We start from the raw sequence: 17,204 nt of genomic DNA, 5'->3' as shown, positions 1-17,204 counted from the left end.
TATTCGCGTCTTCTACCTTCGAGATCAAGATGAGCATGACGAGATTGCTGCGCGCCGCGCAATCCAGGTGCCAGAATCGATCGGGCCTTATCCTGCAAGAAGGAGGGGAGTTACGCCGCGGTCGCCGGCGGCAGCGCGAGCACCGAATAGATCGCCTGGGCATCGCGCGAGGCGCGGAGCTTCTTGGCGATGTCCTGGTCGCGGAGCAGGCGGGCGATGCGGGCCAGCGCCTTGAGGTGATCGGCACCGGCGCCTTCGGGGGCGAGCAGCAGGAAGACGAGATCGACCGGCTGGCCGTCCATCGATTCGAAATCGATCGGGCGATCGAGGCGGGCGAACATGCCGAAGATCTTTTCCAGCTTGGGCAGCTTGCCGTGGGGAATGGCGACGCCGTAGCCGACCGCAGTGGTGCCGAGCTTCTCGCGTTGCAGGAGTACCTCGAACACGGAACGCTCGTTCTGCCCGGTCAACTCGGCGGCCTTGGCCGCGAGTTCCTGAAGCGCCTGCTTCTTGCTGTTGACCTTCAATGCCGGGAGAATCGCCTCGGGCGCGACCAGATCGGTAATCGGCATGGAAGTTTTCCGAGGTGAATGAAAACGTCAGGTTCCGAATTGGCCAGCCTGGACAAAGAACCTGGGCGGGCCGACGTCAAGAAGATGAAGCAGGAGGCGGACTTAGCTCGCCCCTGATGTGGGGGGCTTCTACTCCAACGCAATCCCGGTGCCAACTCCCGCGTGCAGCTTTGCCCCGGTCATTGTTAAGGCGGAAAGGGGCCCCGGCGCGGGGCCCCCAGAGCGTCGCCCGACGGCCTCACGCCTTGCCACCCACCTTGCCGTCCGTCTTGACCCCCGGGGGGTCTATCCAGCCGACATTGCCGTCGGCCCGGCGGTAAATGATGTTCACCCGGCCGGAGGAGCCGTGCTGAAACACCAGGCAGGGCGCCCCGCTGAGGTCGAGTTCCATGACCGCTTCGCTCACGGACAGCGGCTTCAGCGAGGTGGTGGCCTCGGCGATGATGACGGGGCTGTAGCCGGTGATCTCGTCCTCATCCTCACCCTCGCCCGGTGCCTCCAGCACGTAGCTGGTGGCATCCATCGCGGCCAGCGCCGCGGAGGCGACATGGGCCTTGCGGGCGGAGCGATCCTTGAGCCGGCTCTTGTAGCGCTTGAGCCGCTTCTCGATCATCACCAGCGCCTGGTCGGCACTGGCATAGGCGTCCGGTGCGTTGGAATCGGCCTCGAGCGTGATTCCCGAATCAAGATGCAGCGCACAGTCGGTGCGGAAGCCGAAGCCGTCCTTGCTCAGCGTGATGTGACCAGAGTAATTGCCGTCGAAATATTTGCGCAGGACCTCTTCAGTCCGGTCGTTGACGCGGCCGCGCAGGGCCTCGCCGACGTTGACGCTCTTTCCCGAGATGCGGAGAGTCATGTGAACCTCACTTGGTTCGTGCCTGGCCTGGATTTGGGCCCGATAGCAGATCGAGAGTAGCGCGATTTCGCGCCGGCGCAATCAGGCCGGTTCGGGATTGCGGGAGCGATCGGCCATGGCGGTGGAGACGACGTTACCAAGAGCGCTCTGCTTGTCGCGACGGCGTTGCACCGAGGAAGGAATGCGCATGGCTTCGCGGTACTTCGCGACCGTGCGGCGGGCGATATCAATGCCCGAGCCGCGCAAGCGTTCCACGATGGTGTCGTCGGACAGGATCGAGGAGGGCGCCTCCGCATCGATCAGCTGCTTGATGTGGTGGCGCACGGCTTCGGCCGAATGAGCCTCGCCGCCATCGGCCGATGCAATCGAGGCCGTGAAGAAATATTTCAGCTCAAACGTGCCGCGATTGGTCGCCATGTATTTGTTGGCGGTGACGCGCGACACCGTGGATTCATGCATCTGAATGGCGTCGGCGACGGCCTTCAGATTCAGCGGTCGCAGATGCGCCACACCATGGATGAAGAAGCCGTCCTGCTGGCGCACGATTTCGGTTGCGACTTTCAGGATGGTGCGGGCGCGCTGGTCGAGCGCACGCACCAGCCAGGTCGCGTTCTGAAGCGCATCGGTGAAATACGATTTGTCGCCGTCCTTGCCGATCTTCTTCGAGAGCTGCGAATAGTAGGTCTGGTTGACCAGCACGCGCGGCAAGGTGTCGCTGTTGAGCTCGACATGCCACCCGCCATCGGGTCCCGGGCGGACATAGACATCGGGCACCATGGTCTGGAGCCGGGCCGTGCCGAACTTCATGCCGGGCTTGGGATTGAGCCGGCGGATCTCGCCGATCATGTCGGCGATGTCCTCATCGTCGACGCCGCAAACCTTGCGCAAGGCTCCGATGTCGCGCTTGGCGAGGAGGTCGAGATGCTCGACCAGGGCCTGCATCGCGGGATCGTAACGGTCGAGCTCGCGGAGCTGGATCGCCAGGCATTCGCTCAAATTGCGCGCGCAGACGCCGGGCGGATCGAATTTCTGCAGTACGGCAAGAACGTTCTCGACGTCCTGTTGCGATGCGCCCAGCCGTTCGGCGGCCTGCCCGAGATCCGGCGGCAGGTAGCCGGCTTCGTCGACGAGGTCGATCAGATACTGGCCGATCATGCGCTGCGCGGCCCCGGTGAAGGCAACCGAGAGCTGCTCGGCGAGATGGTCGCCGAGCGTGGTCTCCGCGGCGACAAAGGCTTCGAGATTGTAGTCCTCGTCACCGGAGGCGCCGCCGCCCCATTCGGTGTAGGTGGTCGGCGCCGCATCCTGGGCGTTGCGCGCGGCCGCCTCGGCCGGTTCCTCGGAGAAGACGTTGTCCAGCCCGGTGTCCATGGTCTGCTCGATCTCGGCGCGGGTGCCGAGATCCTTGCTCATCCACTCTTCCTGGCCGGGCTCGAAGGCTTCGCCCGGGCCGCCGCCCGGCTCGTCGTTGTGGCCGCCGTCGCTGTCATTGAACTGGCCGGTCTCGGCCGGGCCCTCGCCCGCGGGCGGCTCGTCATTGGCCCGTTCCAGCAGGGGATTACGCTCGAGTTCCTCTTCGACGAACGTCGTGAGATCGAGATTGGACAATTGCAGCAGCTTGATCGCCTGCATCAACTGCGGCGTCATGACCAGCGACTGCGATTGCCGGAACTCTAATCTCTGCGAAAGCGCCATGAAGCAAGAACCGATCCCAAAAGTTGGTCCGATTTTTGCTTATCCTAGTCCAAGCCCGATGTACACGTCTTGACGAATTGGAAAAACGGGCTAGAGGCGGAATTCCTCGCCAAGGTAAAGGCGGCGCACGTCCGGATCGGCGACGATCTCATCCGGGCTCCCCTCGGTCAGGATCTCACCGGCATAGACGATGTAGGCGCGATCGGTGAGGCCGAGCGTCTCGCGCACATTGTGGTCGGTGATCAGCACGCCGATGCCGCGGTTGGTGAGATGGCGGACGAGGTCCTGGATGTCGCCGACCGCGATCGGATCGATGCCGGCAAAGGGCTCGTCGAGCAGCATGTAGTTCGGACGCGTCGCCAGTGCGCGCGCGATCTCGACGCGGCGCCGCTCACCGCCGGACAACGCAATCGACGGCGATTTCCTTAGGCGCGTGATGTTGAATTCGTCGAGCAGCGAGTCGAGCTGCTGCTCGCGCTTCTTGCGCGACGGCTCGACCACTTCGAGCACGGCGCGGATGTTCTGCTCGACGGTGAGACCGCGGAAGATCGAGGCCTCCTGCGGCAGATAGCCGATCCCGAGCCGCGCGCGCTGATACATCGGCAGCTTGGTGACGTCGTGGCCGTCGAGCTCGATCGCGCCGCGATCGGCCTTGATCAGGCCGGTGATCATGTAGAACACGGTGGTCTTGCCGGCGCCGTTGGGGCCGAGCAGGCCGACCGCTTCGCCACGGCGCACATAGATGCTGACGCCGCGCACGACCTGGCGGCTGCCAAAACTCTTTTCCACGCTATGCACAGCCAGGAAGCCCGGCCGCTTCAAGAGCTGAGGCCCGCCGGAACCGTTGGGCCTGCCGGCAGCCCTCACGGGATGAACCGCCTGGGCCCGGGGCTGCTCGGCTTGATAGTCCCCTTGGAACTGATCGGGTGCGTGCATCGGCTGGTTACGGGCGATCGGCGGCGCGTCCCTGACAGGGCTGGCCACGAGGCCGCCGACGCTGTCAGCGAGCGCGGTGATGTCCTGGCGCGCAAATCCTGGCCGGCCGCGTTTGGCGGGGCGCCGACGGAACATGCTGAAGAGATCGACCATCCCCGCCTTCTAGCCTTTCGCGACGATCCTGCGCGGTCTTCGCGCGATCTGCCACGCCGGCTTCAGGATTCGCCGACGCAGCATGAATGAAGGGATGTCTCATGCCCAGTGAAACACGCCCGAAAAGCGGCGAACCCCGCTTCGAAAGCCCTTCGCGCTAGATACAGTCTCGGCGCGCAAGCTTCAACCTCGGATCGGCGATGATCGACCCAAGCGTCTGAAATCATTCTTCAAATTTACTTTGACGGGCTTGGGTCTACGCTGACTTATTTGGGTTTAGTTGCGCCAGGCAATTGCAGAGGTCCCGCGCCGGGCTTGCCCGCGCCTCCGGATCCGCAATCATTGCCGCCGCCCTGCGGCAGCAGCGCCTGCACCCGGCCGCTATCGGATTCCACACGCGACACGCCCGTGGTCATGTCGACCGCCAGCCGGTCGCCGCGCAGCACGTTCTTGCACTGCGTCAAGACGACGCCCCCGAGCATGGTGATGAGGTTGGTGCGGGTGTCGAACACGGCGGTCTCGCCCGTGACCACCTGGTCCTTCTGGGTGACGACGACATTGCCGCGCGCCTCCAGTCGCTTGATCGAGGAGTTGCCGCCCGGTCCCGGCGTCGCCGACTGCATCGGCGCCCCCTTGGTCGCCTTTGCCGCAGGCTGTGGCGCGGCCGGCTTGTCGCCGCCCGAATCGTAAAACACCACCAGCGTCTTCGAGGTCATGGTGGTGTCGCCCTGAATGACCTTCACATTGCCGGAAAACGTCGCTTCCTTCTTCTTGTCGCGCATCTCGAGCGAGGCGGCCTCGATCTGGATCGGCTGATCGCGGTTCTGCGAGAAGCCCTGCATCGCGTTGGGCACGCCTTGCATCGTGCTCTGCGCGATCGCCGCACCCGTTGCGACCAGTGCGATGCCGACGGCGAGCGCGGCCGCACCCGGGATGACGCGCCGCTTGCCGTCGTTGCGCGGAAAAAACCTGATCATGAAAATCACTTTGAATTGGCGGACTTGTTCTGGGGCGTACGTGTCTTCGCAGCCGGCGCGGGTTCAGTCGGCGCGGGCTGAGTGGCGGCAGGATCGTCCAGCTTGTCGAGGTGCATCACCACATTCCCTTCGAAGCGGATGACGTCGCCGCCTTCCGTGATCCGCAGCCGATCGGCCGTCAGCGTTCCGTTGGTCAGCTTGACGTCGACATGCTCGTCCGAGGAGACCGTGCCCTTGCCCATGTCGACGAAGGCCGAGTTCAGCCGCGCCTCGTAGCCGGTCGAGGTGCGCAGGAAGATGTCCTTGTGCAGGTCGAGCTGCTGCTGCTTGTTGTCGAACCGTCCAGTGCGGGCATCGAGGAACAGGGTCGATTGGTCTTCCATCAGCACCTTCGCGCGCAAATCATGGAGATCGACATGATCGGGATCGGTGATGTCCTGGGTCGCGGTCTTGGCCCAGAGCTCGTAGGGCCGCTGGTCCGGCGTGAAGCCGGACATGTGCGGCGATTCCATCGTGATCTTCGTGCCAGTGACCACGAGATTTCCGGAGTCGAGCTTCACGGGGATCTGGAACGGGTTGAAAATGGTCGAGATGAGGACGAGCAGACCCATGGCCGCGGCCACTGTCGTCGGCACCGCGATGCGCAGAATCCGCACCAGGCGGCTGTGGCGCGCCGCGCTGGCGAACTTCGCCGCGAGCGCGGCGTCGTAGGTGACATTGTGGGCCGAATTCACCTGGGCTCCTGAGGTGTCGCTCGCCTTGTCCGGCTGGCGGGCGCCCCATTGTAGCCGGCAACGCCAAAATATGCAGCCCGCGACAGGCCGTTACGAAAGTGTCTGAAACGGGGCGACCGCCCAGCTTGGCCGCCGCGCTAAACTCTAGGAATGCGCGAAAATGTCCTCTTCGGCCCAGCCCTGGAGATCGAGCAAAGCGCGGGTCGGCAGGAAGTCGAAACAGGCTTTGGCCAGCGCCGTGCGGCCTTCCCGCGCCAGCATGGCATCGAGCCGCTCGCGCAAGCCGTGCAGATGCAGCACGTCGGAGGCGGCGTAGGCGAGCTGCGGCTCGGTCAGGCTGTCGGAACCCCAATCGCTCGATTGCTGCTGCTTGGAGAGGTCGACATTGAGCACCTCGCGCACGAGGTCCTTGAGGCCATGGCGGTCGGTATAGGTGCGGATCAGGCGGGAGGCGATCTTGGTGCAGTAGATCGGCCCGGTCATGACACCAAACGTCTGGTACAGCACCGCGACGTCGAACCGCGCAAAGTGGAAGATTTTCGTGTTCGCGGGATTGGCCAAAAGCGCCTTCAAGTTCGGCGCGTCGGTATGACCTTTGGGGATCTGCACCACGTCCGCGCTGCCGTCGCCGGGTGAGAGCTGCACCACGCAGAGCCGGTCGCGATGCGGGTTCAGGCCCATGGTCTCGGTGTCGATCGCCACCGCTCCGGTATAGCGGGACAGATCGGGCAGGTCGCCGCGGTGCAGGCGTACGGTCATGGCGTTTCAAACCTCAATCGAATCGGTGCGCTTTGCAGGCTAATCCCCGGCACAGACGCTGGCGAGGGCCGGCCGCGATGTATCCGCTGGCAGCCGCCGGCGCAAGCATCAGGCGCGGCTGGTCATACAGAGCCGCGGCGCTGGTCGTCATTGTCTTTTGGCTTCGCCGGCGAAACCGGATTGCGGCCTGACGTAAACGGTCTCGTAAGCGCCGGTGTATTGCTCGCGCCAGCCTCGCCGCTCCACCAGAAATCGCCGCAGCTGTTCGTGCGCCTTGACCCACAGCACGGCGTCGATCCGGTATTTGTCGAGCACCATGTCCCACGCGGCTTCGTCGATCTCCCAGCTCACCAGCTTGAAATAGTCGCGCAGCAAATCGTCCGGATAGGCGGTCGCGGCGCGACCGTCGACGAATGGGGGGACGGTGCCGTGCGTCGCGAAGATCAGGTAGCCGCCGACGTTCCAATTGTTCAGGACCCGCCGACCTGCGAGATGCTTTCGCAGATAGCCGGCATCTTCACTCGACAGCATCGGCGGAAGTGCGAGCGCCGGTGCAACGTTCAAATAGGCCATCGGCAGGGTGCCGAGACCGACGATGCCGGCGGCCAGCAACGCTCCCCTCACGTCCCGACCGGTGAGACGCTCAGGCAGCAAGCGGCTGAGGTGAAGCGCCATCGGCGCGGTCGAGAAAATGAAGAAGAAAGCGATGTACCTGAACTGATACAGTCCCAGAATCAGAAACAGCCAGGACATCAATCTCGGCTCGAGCGGGATCGGTCTGGAGTTTCTGTAGCGAAGCTCGAGCGCGACGAAGGCCAGCATGTACAGGATGCCGGGAATGCTGCCCGGCATTTCCATGTTGTGATAGTAGGACAGCCATTCGCCGATATTGCCCTGGACGAAGTGCCCCATCGTCGCGGCGGCACCGGCATAGATATTCCAGCCGAGCGGATTGATGGAGGTCGCGGCAAGGCACCCGATCCCCGCGAGAGCAAGGATCCGGAGCTCGGCCCAGGCCCCTCTGAGCACGGCGCCGCCGCAGAAGACGCCGATCACGAAAAAGCCGAGCAGAAAACCGCCATGCAGATTGGCCCAGAGCACCATCAACACGGGAAGCACGAACCATCGCGTTCGTCGCAGGCATTCGCGATAGAAGACGACGCAGAACAACATCGTGCATGTATTCGGCGAGACCGCGAGATACATGTTCGGCGAAGCTTCGTAAGCGGGATAGAGCAGGCAGGCCAAGAAGACCGAGACGCAGACCGCGATCGCCGACGCGCCGTAGCCGAGAGAGATCGCGGTCAGGATGCCGACGATCGCTGCGCCGCAGGCCACCGTCAGCAGGACGAGGCTGCCAAAGCCTGCGTATTGAAACGTCGCACTGGCAAGCGCGTCCCAGAGCCAGGACAGATTGAGCCATGGCTTGTCGCCGTGGGTGAACGACCAGGGGTCGTGGAGCGGGATGGCGTTGCGCTCCCGGATGATATCTCCGGCCGCCAGATGCCAGCCCAGATCGTAATGGCCGAGCAGAAGCGGCGCGTTCAAGACGTAGAACAGGCAGATGAACGAGATCAGGAACAGATAAATTCCCGATCTCAGGAGAAACGGGCTGATCGCGTTCGCAGCCTTGTCGAATGCCGGCTCGTGCCAGACCTGATGCTGATCCACCGCTTCCCCCACGATAAAGCGAGCCCGATGGCTCCGCGCTCGCCGACGGCCGGATGCGAGCCTGCCCGCTGACTAAGAGCTAGTTTGTCTAAAGCGGGGTAAATTCGGACGATGCAACCGAGGGGGGATTGGCGGAATGAAATTCCGGTCAACGGCGGGCTTCCGAGGTCTCCCAAGCAGCTGTTTACACTTGGAAATCTTCGAAGCGGACCTGCATCGTCTCATCCCCGAGCTGTTATTAATGGCATTGCTGGAAAATGCCCGAAATCGCTTCAGCTACCGGTTTCGGCAGCGGCGGCGGCGCAGTCACCGGCTTCGGGGGCGGAGGTGGTCTCACCGGCGGGAGCGATTCAACGACCTGGGTTGGGTGTGGTGCCCAGGAAAAGACTCGATCGTCACCTTCAGTTGTCCAAATGGAGGCCCGCGAGACCGCGACCGCGCAGCGTGGAGATCGCCAGTGCGTGCCTTAAGCGGTCCCGCCGTCATTATTCGTCAGCGTAGCTCCTGTTCCACATTCAGGTGAACCAACGCTGGGCCTTCGATGACCAAAGTTGCATGTATCACCTATTGGTCGAAAATCCCGTAAGTCAGGTCAAGGCACATCAAAGGCATTGATTGGAGAGGGCGTAGCCGAAGCCGCATACCCCCTCGTTTTCCCTTCGCACTCGCCGTCCGGCCCTTCCGCCACATCCGCCGGTCTACCGTCTCGCTGAGCTTCATGCGCTCGCAGTGGTGTTCTGTTCCATATTTTCGATGCGTCGAACGGAGATCTCCAATGAAGCTCAAACTTGCCGTCGCGATGCTCGCCGCAAGCCTCCCGATCGCATCGATGGCTTTCGCCCAAGGCATCGCGCCAGCCGAACTTGCGGTGATCGATGGCTGCCTGAAGACCGCGGAGAAAACCGGCGGTTTCGGCGGCGCGTGCGTTGGGCTCGTCGCCGACCCCTGCATCAAAGCGGCAGAGGGCGCGAATGACGATGTCGCCAAATGGAAAGCCTGCGCGGCGCGCGAACTCGCCATTTGGACGCAGAAAACCAATGAGGCGCTAAAGAAGGTTCAGGCCGGCGGGTTCGCCGACGCGATCAAGGCGGTCAATGACTCGCAGAAAACTTTCGCCGCGTCGCGTGATGGCTTCTGCGCGGTCTTCGACAAGGTCGATCCCGGCATGTACCGGGGCAGCGCGAGCTACTGCCGCCTGCGCGAGACCGCGAACCGCTCGCTGAGCCTGATCAAGCTCGGCGCCGCGGTCAACGAGCATTGAGACCTCTTAGGCGCTTGGGGTCATCAGCTTTGCCGACCTTTTCCCACATAGCGATGACGGCTTCGGCCGCGAGCGCGGTGGACGTCGGCGCGTAGCGCTTGCCTGAACGACTGAAGCCAGCCTCCAGATCGCCTGCGATCGCCGTGCCTCGGTTTTGAGTACCGGTCAGCAACTCAAATTCCCTGCAAAAGCGATTTCAATCGCTTGAGTAGGAGATGGTGCCCAGGAAAGGACTCGAACCTTCACGGCCGTTAAGCCACTGGCACCTGAAGCCAGCGCGTCTACCAATTCCACCACCTGGGCATGCCGGTTAGGCACGGAGGCGGTTACTACGGTTCGGTGACGCGGTTGTCAATTCATGCTTGAACCCCGCTTCGGGATGCGGATTGCGCATCGCAAACCGGCCCGATACAAGCCTGACGAGACGCACTCTTCCCGCAGGATATGGACCCCAGGAATGGATCCCATGGCATCGAATCTGGACACGCTCGTCACGGTTTTCGGCGGATCGGGGTTTTTGGGCCGGAATGTCGTCCGCGCGCTGTGCCGGCGCGACTACCGGGTCCGGGTCGCGGTGCGGCGGCCGGAGCTGGCCGGGTACCTCCAGCCCTCCGGCAAGGTCGGGCAGGTCCACACCGTGCAGGCGAATGTCCGTTATCCGGCCTCGATTGAGGCGGCACTGCGTGATTCGCAGATCGTGATCAATCTGGTCGGCATCCTCGCCGAGGGTGGCGCGCAGAGTTTTGACGCCGTCCAGGCCAAGGGCGCCGAGACCATCGCCAAGGCGGCCGCGGCCGCGGGGGCACAGCTGATCCATGTCTCGGCGATCGGCGCCGACGCGGAATCGCCCTCGCGCTATGCCAGGGCCAAGGCGGCCGGAGAAGCCGCGGTCCTGGCCGCGGTGCCGTCGGCGACGATCTTCCGCCCCTCCGTGATGTTCGGCCCCGAGGACCAATTCACGAACCGCTTCGCGGCGCTGGCGCGGATGTCGCCGGTGCTGCCGCTGATCGGCGGCGACACGAAGATGCAGCCGGTCTATGTCGGCGACGTCGCCACCGCGGTCGCGGATGCCGTCGACGGCAAGGCCAAGGCGGGCGCGACCTACGAGCTCGGCGGCCCGGAAGTCCTGACCATGCGCGAGATCATCGAGGCCATTCTCGCGATTGCCGATCGCAAGCCGATGCTGATGCCGCTGCCGTTTGGCCTCGCCCGCTTCAAGGCCAACTTCCTGCAATTCGCGCCGGGCGCGCTGAAGCTGACGCCGGACCAGGTCACGCTGCTCGCGCGCGACAATGTCGTGTCGGACGCGGCGAAGGCCGCTGGGCTAACGCTGGAAGGCCTCGGCATCGCGCCCGACTCGCTTGAAGCGATCGCCCCGCAATATCTCTGGCGTTTCCGCGCCGCCGGGCAATTCCAGCGCAAGAGCGCGTAACCATCCCCGCAGTCAATTGTTTGAAGTTCGGGGTTACCGCCCCAGTGCCAGCGCGATCAGGCCGAGGGTGCCGACGATCACGCGCCACCAGGCGAACACCACGAAGCCGTGGCGGGTGACGTATTCCAGGAACGTCTTCACCACGATGATGGCGGTGACGAACGACACCACGAAGCCGATCGCGACGATGCCCATGTGGTCCATCGTCATCTCGGAGCGGTTCTTGTAGAAATCGTAGGCGAACGCGCCGATCATGGTGGGAATGGCGAGGAAGAACGAGAACTCCGCCGCCGCGCGCTTATCGGCCCCGAGCAGCATGGCGGAGACAATGGTTGCACCGGAGCGCGACACGCCCGGGATCATCGCCAGACACTGCGCGATACCGATGTAAAGATACATCAGCAGCGGAAACCGGGTGGCGTCATGCTCGCGCGCCTTGAGATCGAGCTTGTCGACCCAGAGCAGGATGGCGCCGCCGACGATCAGCGAGAAGCACACCACCCAGGGATTGAACAGCAGACTCTTGATGTATTTGCCGCCGACGAGACCGACGATGACGGCGGGAAGGAACGCCACCAGCACGCCGATCACGAAGCGGCGTGCATAGACGTCACCCGTGAACATCCCGATCGCGACGTCCCACAATTTCTTGAAGTACAACACGACGATCGCGATGATCGCGCCGAGCTGGATCAGGACCGTAAACGAATCCCAGAACGCGCCTTCGCCGAGATGGAAAAAGCGCTCAGCAAGCAGCAAATGGCCGGTCGAGGACACGGGAAGGAACTCGGTCACACCCTCGATGATGCCGAGGATCACTGCCCGTATTGCATCTGACATATTTACGGTCCATTTCGGCTGGAAAAGCGGGGCTCTTCTCGCCCATCCGCTCCCTTGCTGCAATCGCAAAATGCGGCGTCGCGCCCTTGCTTCGCGGTTTTGAATGACTAGTGTGGCGCCGCACAAAACATTGATGGATTCTTAAGCACCATCACATAGTCAAAGGCTTCATGTTTACGCTGTTTCATCATCCGTTCTGTCCGCATTCGCGGTTCATCCGCCTGATCGCGGGAGAATACGGGCTTGAGCTGAAGCTGATCGAAGAGCGCAGCTGGGAGCGGCGCGAAGCATTTCTGCTGCTCAATGCGGCGGGCACGACGCCCGTCCTGGTGGACGACGAGCAGCCGCCGATCCCGGGCGCGGCGATCGTCGCCGAATATGTCGACGAGGCCTATGGCTCTGAGATGGGACTTAAGCGCCTGATGCCGGACACGATCGGCGAGCGCGTCGAGGTCCGCCGGCTGATGGCCTGGTTCAACGAAAAGTTTTTCGAGGAAGTCTCCCACCCGCTCGTCACCGAGCGCATCTACAAGCGCTTCATGAGCGAGGACAACGGCGGGGGCCCGCCCTCGGCCGACGTGATGCGCGCCGCCAAGGCAAACGTGCGCTATCATCTGGCCTATATCGGCTGGCTGGCGCAGACGCGTAATTTCCTCGCCGGCGACCGGCTCACCTACGCGGATCTCGCCGCCGCGGCGCACCTCTCGGCGATCGACTATCTGGGCGACGTGCCATGGAGCGAGGACGACGCGGCAAAGGCCTGGTACGCACGGGTGAAATCCCGCCCGTCGTTCCGTCCGCTGTTGAGCGAATGGCTGGCGGGCGTGCCGGCGTCGCGGACCTACGTGGACCTGGACTTCTGAACTCCGATCCGACCGAACTGAAGACGGCGCTGGCAAACGAAGCACGTGCGCTCGGCTTCGACTGCATCGGCATTACGGAGCCCGGCACGATCGAAAGCGCCGGAAAACACTTTCTCGAATTCATCGCATCCGGCGGCCATGGCGACATGGACTGGCTCGCCGCGCAGCCGGAGCGCCGGGTCGATCCCCGCGGGCTGTGGCAGGACGTGCGCAGCGTCATCATGCTCGGCGTCAATTACGGCCCCGACCAGGATCCGCTCGCGATCCTGCAACAGCGCACGCGCGCGGCGATCTCGGTCTATGCGCAGGGCGACGACTATCACGACCTCATCAAGAAGCGCCTGAAGGCACTGGCGCGATGGCTGGTCGCGACCGCAACTTGTGAGGTGAAGCCTTGTGAAGTGAAAGTATTCGTCGACACTGCGGCCGTGATGGAGAAACCGCTGGCGCAAGCCGCGCATCTGGGCTGGCAGGGCAAGCATACCAATCTGGTCTCGCGCGAATTCGGCTCATGGCTGTTTCTCGGCGCGATCTACACCACGCTGGAACTGCCGCGCGACGACGCCGAGATCGATCATTGCGGCTCGTGCCGGGCGTGCCTCGACATCTGCCCGACCGCGGCCTTTCCCGCGCCCTACAGGCTCGATGCGCGGCGCTGCATCTCGTATCTCACCATCGAGAACAAGGGCCCGATCCCGCGCGAATTTCGTAAAAGCATCGGCAACCGCATCTATGGTTGCGACGATTGCCTCGCCGCCTGTCCCTGGAACAAGTTCGCGCAGGAGGGCCGTGAGGCCAAGCTCGCCGCACGTGACGCTTTGCGCGCGCCAGGTCTTGCCGAGCTCGCACGGCTCGACGACGCTGCGTTTCGCGCGCTGTTCACCAAATCGCCGGTGAAACGCATCGGCCGCGACCGCTTTTTGCGCAACGTGCTGATCGCGATCGGCAACTCCGGTGATGCGGCACTGGCGGACGAGGCGCGGCGATTGCTGGAGGATGAGAGCGCGCTGGTACGCGGGGCTGCGGTATGGGCGCTGGGGCAGTTGGTGCCGCGGGATGAGTTCGAAACGATGAGAGCAACCGCCATAGCGCGCGAGCGTGATGACGGCGTGCGCGAGGAGTGGGAGCTCGCTTCCTAATCCTCGGTGTCATGCCCCGGCTTGACCGGGGCATCCAGTACGCCGCGGCCTATCGATTCAATCACGAGCGCCGCGGAGTACTGGATCGCCCGGTCAAGCCGGACGATGACACCGTTGTTGTGGTAAGAGCGCTTCGCGCCTCCTCACCACGAGGATTGAGCATCTTGATTTCCCCGCACGTTCCTCCAAGCTCGCGCGTCATGACAAACATGCCTTTCTTCACCCGCGACGGCGACACATTCCACCCGACGGAAGTCGCCAATGGGCCGTGGGATCCGACATCGCTGCACGGACGCGTCATCGTCGGCCTGCTCGGCTTCGCCATCGAGGAGCGCCAATCCGGTCCTGAATTCGTGCCGGCGCGGCTGACCGTCGATATGTTTCGGCTGCCCACCATCGACAAGCCGATCGAGGTGACGACACGGCTGGTGCGCGACGGGATGCGCATCCGCGTCGTGGAAGCAGAGTTCTTTTCCGGCGGCATCGGCATGGCGCGCGCCTCGTGCCAGCTGTTACGGCGAACGCAGAATCCCGACGGCAATGTCTGGTCGCCGCCGAACTGGGACGTGCCGAAGCCGGCCGACATTCCCAAGCCGACCGATCCCAGGCTCGGCATGAACGGCAAATGGACCACGCGACCGATCGTCGGTCACATGGGCTCGCTCGGGCCACGAAAGCTCTGGATGAGCGAGGTGCGCGAGCTGGTCGCGGGCGTGCCGATGACGCCGTTCGTCCATGTCGCCATCGGCGCGGACTTCGCCAGTCCGTTCGCGAACGCCGGCGACAAGGGGCTCGGCTACATCAACAGCGACGTCACGATCTATCTGCACCGCCTGCCGGTGACGAACTGGATCGGCTTCGAGGTGGTGAACCACCAGGCCACCGACGGTGTGGCGATCGGCGAATGCTGGCTCTATGACGAGCAGGGCCCGATCGGCACCGCCACTGTCGCGGCGCTGGCGCAGCGCAAGCCGATGGTAAATCCGTCGAAGCGGTAGGTGCGCAAGAACGACGGCTAACCCAAATGTCGCTTCATCTCCGGCCGCGCCTTGAGCTCCGCGCCCTGTCTGGCGACGATCTTCGCAATCCGTTCCGGCGCAAACTTCAAATCGACAAACGCCGGCGCGGTGTTGGCGACCTCGTGATAGCTGACGATCCTTCCGTCCCGGAGCGTCATGATCGCCACGCCCTCGAACATCGCCCGCGCGCCATCAGCCTCCGGCAAGATCGAGCGATAGCTGAACGTGTAGCGCGCATAGAGCGTGGTGCCGTTCGACACCGGGTCGTGCATGTCCCAGCGAAAGTCGGTCGCCGTGCGATAGAACCAGTCGTCGATCATCGCGGCGATCTTCTCGCGGCCGGCGAAGGCGCCATAGAACACGTCGTGATAGACGCCGTCCTCGGTGAAGAGATCCGCAAAGGCTTTTCCGTTGCGTTGTTCGACGGCGTCGCAGAAGGCGCGCAGCATGGCGGTGGTGGTCATCGGCGATTCTCCCCTCCCATTCTCAGTCATGCCCCGACCGGGGCATCCAGTACGCCGCGGCTTCTCGGCTTGAGCACGAGCGCCTCTGGAATACTGCATCGCCCGATCAAGTCGGGCGATGACACCGAGTGCTAGGTGACGATTTCACCCGATCTCGGCCACGGCGGCAAGAATGCGGGCGATGTCCTGCGGGCGCGAGAGGCGGTGATCGCCGTCCTGGATCATGGTCAGCACGACGTCGTCGGCCGGCAGGCGATGGGTCAGGGCGAACGCGTGCTGCCAGGGCACGTCAGGATCCTGCGCACCTTGCAGGATGCGGACGGGACAGCCGAGATCGATGGCGCTGCCGAGCAGGAGGTGGTTGCGTCCCTCCTCGATTAGATTCCGCGTGATCGGATAGGGCAAGCCGTCGCCATAGTTCGACGGTCTCAGCCAGACGCCTTTGGTCTCGATTTCTTTCTTCACCGCGGCCGGAAAATTCTTCCACATCAGCTCCTCGGTGAAATCGGGCGCCGGCGCGATCAGCACCAGGCCCGCCAGCGAGGCTTTGGCTTGCAGTTTCTTTTGCCGCTTTTTGATCTCGCGCGCGAGCAGCAGCGCCATCCAGCCGCCCATGGACGAGCCGATCAGGATTTGCGGGCCGTCGCAGAACCGCTCGAATACCGCGACGCTTTCCTCGAGCCAGCGCCCGATGGTTCCGTCGACGAAATCGCCACCGGATTCGCCGTGGCCGGAATAATCGAACCGGACCACGGCGCGGCCGTGATCCCGGGCCCATTCGTCCAGCGCCACGGCCTTGCTGCCCTGCATGTCCGACTTGAAACCGCCGAGCCAGACCAGCCCAGGTCCTTGACTTGATTCTTGGGCCGCGCGGCGGCGCACCGCGATCCGGCGTGTGGACGGGCCTTCGCCCACATCGATGAAGTCGAGCACGGCATCGGGAATTGGGTGATTCATGGAACGTTTACTCTGGCTGTGCGGTTTGAGCTGTCCGGACGTGCTCCGCAGCGCAGCCGGACGTCGGCATTGGCCCTTTGGGACGCTTGCGGAACAGAAGCAAGGTGTCTATGTCCCTCTGCGTGCCCCGCCGTGGCCAAAATGCCTCGCATTTGAGGCTTTTTCGACCGCCGCACGAGCGATTGCTTGCCGGCAACCGTATCTTCCTGCAAAATAGCCGCCTCTTTTCATAACTTTGGAGAACCACCCATTCGCCGTCCAAATAAAGCCCCGCCCACTGCCGCCAAAGACGGGCCGCGCATCAATGACGATATTCGCAATGCGCAGATCCAGCTGATCGATCAGACCGGTGACAACAAGGGCACCATCGAGACCGTCGCGGCTATCCGCTTGGCCCAGGAAGCCGGCATGGATTTGGTCGAGATCTCGCCGAACGTCAGCCCTCCCGTCTGCAAGATCATGGACTACGGGAAGTATAAGTATTCCGCGCAGAAAAAAGCCGCCGAAGCCCGCAAGCGGCAGAAGATCGTCGAGATCAAGGAGATCAAGCTCCGCCCGATGATCGACGACCACGATTACGAAGTGAAGATGCGCGCCATGCAGCGGTTCTTCGAAGAAGGCGACAAGGTCAAGATCACCCTGCGCTATCGTGGCCGCGAAATGGCGCACCAGGAGATCGGCACCAAGCTGCTCGACAAGATCAAGACCGACGTCGCCGAGCTCGCCAAGGTGGAGCAGGACGCGCGGTTCGAGGGCCGTCAGGTCGTCATGGTGCTGGCGCCGCGCTGACGCTGGTTCTTTAGGCTGAAGAATTCAACGGCCCGTCCGGATCTCCGGCGGGCCGTTTTGTTTTTTTGCCTCTCCCGCTTGCGCAAG

18 protein-coding genes and 1 tRNA gene are annotated in these 17,204 nt (G+C 63.4%); 6 read left to right on the top strand and 13 right to left on the bottom strand.

Annotation, left to right across the window (positions count from 1 at the left end; all coding sequences use genetic code 11):
• Window positions 1–110 precede the first annotated feature (110 nt).
• The 8 genes from ptsN to IVB50_RS11130 form a co-directional block, all read right to left on the bottom strand.
• A complete protein-coding gene (gene ptsN / locus IVB50_RS11165; RefSeq protein WP_018455745.1) occupies window positions 111–572 on the bottom strand; it encodes a PTS IIA-like nitrogen regulatory protein PtsN in 462 nt (153 codons plus the stop codon).
• A gap of 238 nt (window positions 573–810) precedes the next feature.
• The gene (gene raiA, locus IVB50_RS11160) at window positions 811–1,428 is read right to left on the bottom strand and encodes a ribosome-associated translation inhibitor RaiA (RefSeq protein ID WP_026233016.1); all 618 of its coding nucleotides are present in this window, start codon (window positions 1,426–1,428) and stop codon (window positions 811–813) included.
• 81 nt (window positions 1,429–1,509) lie between these two features.
• Complete coding sequence (gene rpoN, locus IVB50_RS11155) at window positions 1,510–3,123, bottom strand: RNA polymerase factor sigma-54 (RefSeq protein ID WP_247295847.1); 1,614 nt, start codon at window positions 3,121–3,123, stop codon at window positions 1,510–1,512.
• Between the two features lie 90 nt (window positions 3,124–3,213).
• Window positions 3,214–4,212, bottom strand: coding sequence for an LPS export ABC transporter ATP-binding protein (gene lptB / locus IVB50_RS11150; protein WP_018455742.1), 999 nt, complete (start codon window positions 4,210–4,212; stop codon window positions 3,214–3,216).
• 266 nt (window positions 4,213–4,478) lie between these two features.
• Entirely contained in the window at window positions 4,479–5,189 is a 711-nt protein-coding gene (locus tag IVB50_RS11145) for an LptA/OstA family protein (protein ID WP_026233014.1), read from the bottom strand.
• Window positions 5,190–5,194: 5 nt separating this feature from the next.
• Complete coding sequence (gene lptC, locus IVB50_RS11140; RefSeq protein ID WP_018455740.1) at window positions 5,195–5,923, bottom strand: LPS export ABC transporter periplasmic protein LptC; 729 nt, start codon at window positions 5,921–5,923, stop codon at window positions 5,195–5,197.
• A gap of 144 nt (window positions 5,924–6,067) precedes the next feature.
• Window positions 6,068–6,682, bottom strand: a complete 615-nt coding sequence (locus IVB50_RS11135) for a ribonuclease D (protein ID WP_007598566.1) — start codon at window positions 6,680–6,682, stop codon at window positions 6,068–6,070.
• Window positions 6,683–6,829: 147 nt separating this feature from the next.
• Window positions 6,830–8,353: a hypothetical protein gene (locus IVB50_RS11130; RefSeq protein ID WP_018455739.1), complete on the bottom strand. Its 1,524-nt coding sequence runs from the start codon at window positions 8,351–8,353 to the stop codon at window positions 6,830–6,832.
• A gap of 775 nt (window positions 8,354–9,128) precedes the next feature.
• On the opposite strand from IVB50_RS11130, the gene IVB50_RS11125 reads away from it, so the two are divergent.
• Window positions 9,129–9,614, top strand: a complete 486-nt coding sequence (locus IVB50_RS11125) for a lysozyme inhibitor LprI family protein (RefSeq protein ID WP_018455738.1) — start codon at window positions 9,129–9,131, stop codon at window positions 9,612–9,614.
• Here the strand turns inward: IVB50_RS11125 and IVB50_RS11120 are convergent.
• On the bottom strand, window positions 9,601–9,786 hold the full coding sequence (locus tag IVB50_RS11120) for a hypothetical protein (RefSeq protein WP_157642950.1): 186 nt from the start codon (window positions 9,784–9,786) through the stop codon (window positions 9,601–9,603). The genes IVB50_RS11125 and IVB50_RS11120 overlap by 14 nt on opposite strands.
• Before the next feature lie 44 nt (window positions 9,787–9,830).
• A tRNA-Leu gene (locus IVB50_RS11115) sits at window positions 9,831–9,917 on the bottom strand.
• Between the two features lie 163 nt (window positions 9,918–10,080).
• On the opposite strand from IVB50_RS11115, the gene IVB50_RS11110 reads away from it, so the two are divergent.
• The gene (locus tag IVB50_RS11110; RefSeq protein WP_018455737.1) at window positions 10,081–11,046 is read left to right on the top strand and encodes a complex I NDUFA9 subunit family protein; all 966 of its coding nucleotides are present in this window, start codon (window positions 10,081–10,083) and stop codon (window positions 11,044–11,046) included.
• A gap of 33 nt (window positions 11,047–11,079) precedes the next feature.
• On the opposite strand, the gene IVB50_RS11105 is transcribed toward IVB50_RS11110, so the two are convergent.
• The gene (locus tag IVB50_RS11105; protein ID WP_247295844.1) at window positions 11,080–11,886 is read right to left on the bottom strand and encodes an undecaprenyl-diphosphate phosphatase; all 807 of its coding nucleotides are present in this window, start codon (window positions 11,884–11,886) and stop codon (window positions 11,080–11,082) included.
• Between the two features lie 170 nt (window positions 11,887–12,056).
• On the opposite strand from IVB50_RS11105, the gene IVB50_RS11100 reads away from it, so the two are divergent.
• The 3 genes from IVB50_RS11100 to IVB50_RS11090 all read left to right on the top strand — a co-directional run bounded on the left by IVB50_RS11100 (window position 12,057) and on the right by IVB50_RS11090 (window position 14,886).
• The gene (locus IVB50_RS11100; protein WP_018455735.1) at window positions 12,057–12,749 is read left to right on the top strand and encodes a glutathione S-transferase family protein; all 693 of its coding nucleotides are present in this window, start codon (window positions 12,057–12,059) and stop codon (window positions 12,747–12,749) included.
• On the top strand, window positions 12,698–13,888 hold the full coding sequence (queG, locus tag IVB50_RS11095; protein ID WP_018455734.1) for a tRNA epoxyqueuosine(34) reductase QueG: 1,191 nt from the start codon (window positions 12,698–12,700) through the stop codon (window positions 13,886–13,888). The genes IVB50_RS11100 and queG overlap by 52 nt, the downstream gene beginning before the upstream one ends.
• Window positions 13,889–14,088: 200 nt before the next feature.
• Entirely contained in the window at window positions 14,089–14,886 is a 798-nt protein-coding gene (locus tag IVB50_RS11090; protein WP_247295842.1) for an acyl-CoA thioesterase domain-containing protein, read from the top strand.
• A 17-nt stretch (window positions 14,887–14,903) separates the two neighbouring features.
• Here the strand turns inward: IVB50_RS11090 and IVB50_RS11085 are convergent, their stop codons facing one another.
• Window positions 14,904–15,371: a nuclear transport factor 2 family protein gene (locus IVB50_RS11085; protein WP_018455732.1), complete on the bottom strand. Its 468-nt coding sequence runs from the start codon at window positions 15,369–15,371 to the stop codon at window positions 14,904–14,906.
• Window positions 15,372–15,515: 144 nt separating this feature from the next.
• A complete protein-coding gene (locus IVB50_RS11080; RefSeq protein WP_018455731.1) occupies window positions 15,516–16,328 on the bottom strand; it encodes an alpha/beta hydrolase in 813 nt (270 codons plus the stop codon).
• 249 nt (window positions 16,329–16,577) lie between these two features.
• On the opposite strand from IVB50_RS11080, the gene infC reads away from it, so the two are divergent.
• Window positions 16,578–17,117 (top strand): translation initiation factor IF-3, encoded by a 540-nt coding sequence (infC, locus tag IVB50_RS11075; protein WP_085349942.1) that lies wholly within the window; start codon window positions 16,578–16,580, stop codon window positions 17,115–17,117.
• The last annotated feature ends 87 nt before the right edge of the window (window positions 17,118–17,204 follow it).

This window comes from Bradyrhizobium sp. 87, from assembly GCF_023073015.1.
Classification (GTDB): domain Bacteria; phylum Pseudomonadota; class Alphaproteobacteria; order Rhizobiales; family Xanthobacteraceae; genus Bradyrhizobium; species Bradyrhizobium canariense_D.
The sequence above is the reverse complement of the archived record's forward strand: the minus strand, read 5'-3'. Positions and strand labels throughout refer to the sequence as shown.

Coding starts and splice junctions, on each gene's coding strand:
- ptsN (WP_018455745.1), bottom strand. CDS start 572: ATGCCGATTACCGATCTGGTCGCGCCCGAGGCGATTCTCCCGGCATTG.
- raiA (WP_026233016.1), bottom strand. CDS start 1,428: ATGACTCTCCGCATCTCGGGAAAGAGCGTCAACGTCGGCGAGGCCCTG.
- rpoN (WP_247295847.1), bottom strand. CDS start 3,123: ATGGCGCTTTCGCAGAGATTAGAGTTCCGGCAATCGCAGTCGCTGGTC.
- lptB (WP_018455742.1), bottom strand. CDS start 4,212: ATGGTCGATCTCTTCAGCATGTTCCGTCGGCGCCCCGCCAAACGCGGC.
- IVB50_RS11145 (WP_026233014.1), bottom strand. CDS start 5,189: ATGATCAGGTTTTTTCCGCGCAACGACGGCAAGCGGCGCGTCATCCCG.
- IVB50_RS11135 (WP_007598566.1), bottom strand. CDS start 6,682: ATGACCGTACGCCTGCACCGCGGCGACCTGCCCGATCTGTCCCGCTAT.
- IVB50_RS11125 (WP_018455738.1), top strand. CDS start 9,129: ATGAAGCTCAAACTTGCCGTCGCGATGCTCGCCGCAAGCCTCCCGATC.
- IVB50_RS11110 (WP_018455737.1), top strand. CDS start 10,081: ATGGCATCGAATCTGGACACGCTCGTCACGGTTTTCGGCGGATCGGGG.
- IVB50_RS11105 (WP_247295844.1), bottom strand. CDS start 11,886: ATGTCAGATGCAATACGGGCAGTGATCCTCGGCATCATCGAGGGTGTG.
- IVB50_RS11100 (WP_018455735.1), top strand. CDS start 12,057: ATGTTTACGCTGTTTCATCATCCGTTCTGTCCGCATTCGCGGTTCATC.
- queG (WP_018455734.1), top strand. CDS start 12,698: ATGGCTGGCGGGCGTGCCGGCGTCGCGGACCTACGTGGACCTGGACTT.
- IVB50_RS11090 (WP_247295842.1), top strand. CDS start 14,089: ATGACAAACATGCCTTTCTTCACCCGCGACGGCGACACATTCCACCCG.
- IVB50_RS11085 (WP_018455732.1), bottom strand. CDS start 15,371: ATGACCACCACCGCCATGCTGCGCGCCTTCTGCGACGCCGTCGAACAA.
- IVB50_RS11080 (WP_018455731.1), bottom strand. CDS start 16,328: ATGAATCACCCAATTCCCGATGCCGTGCTCGACTTCATCGATGTGGGC.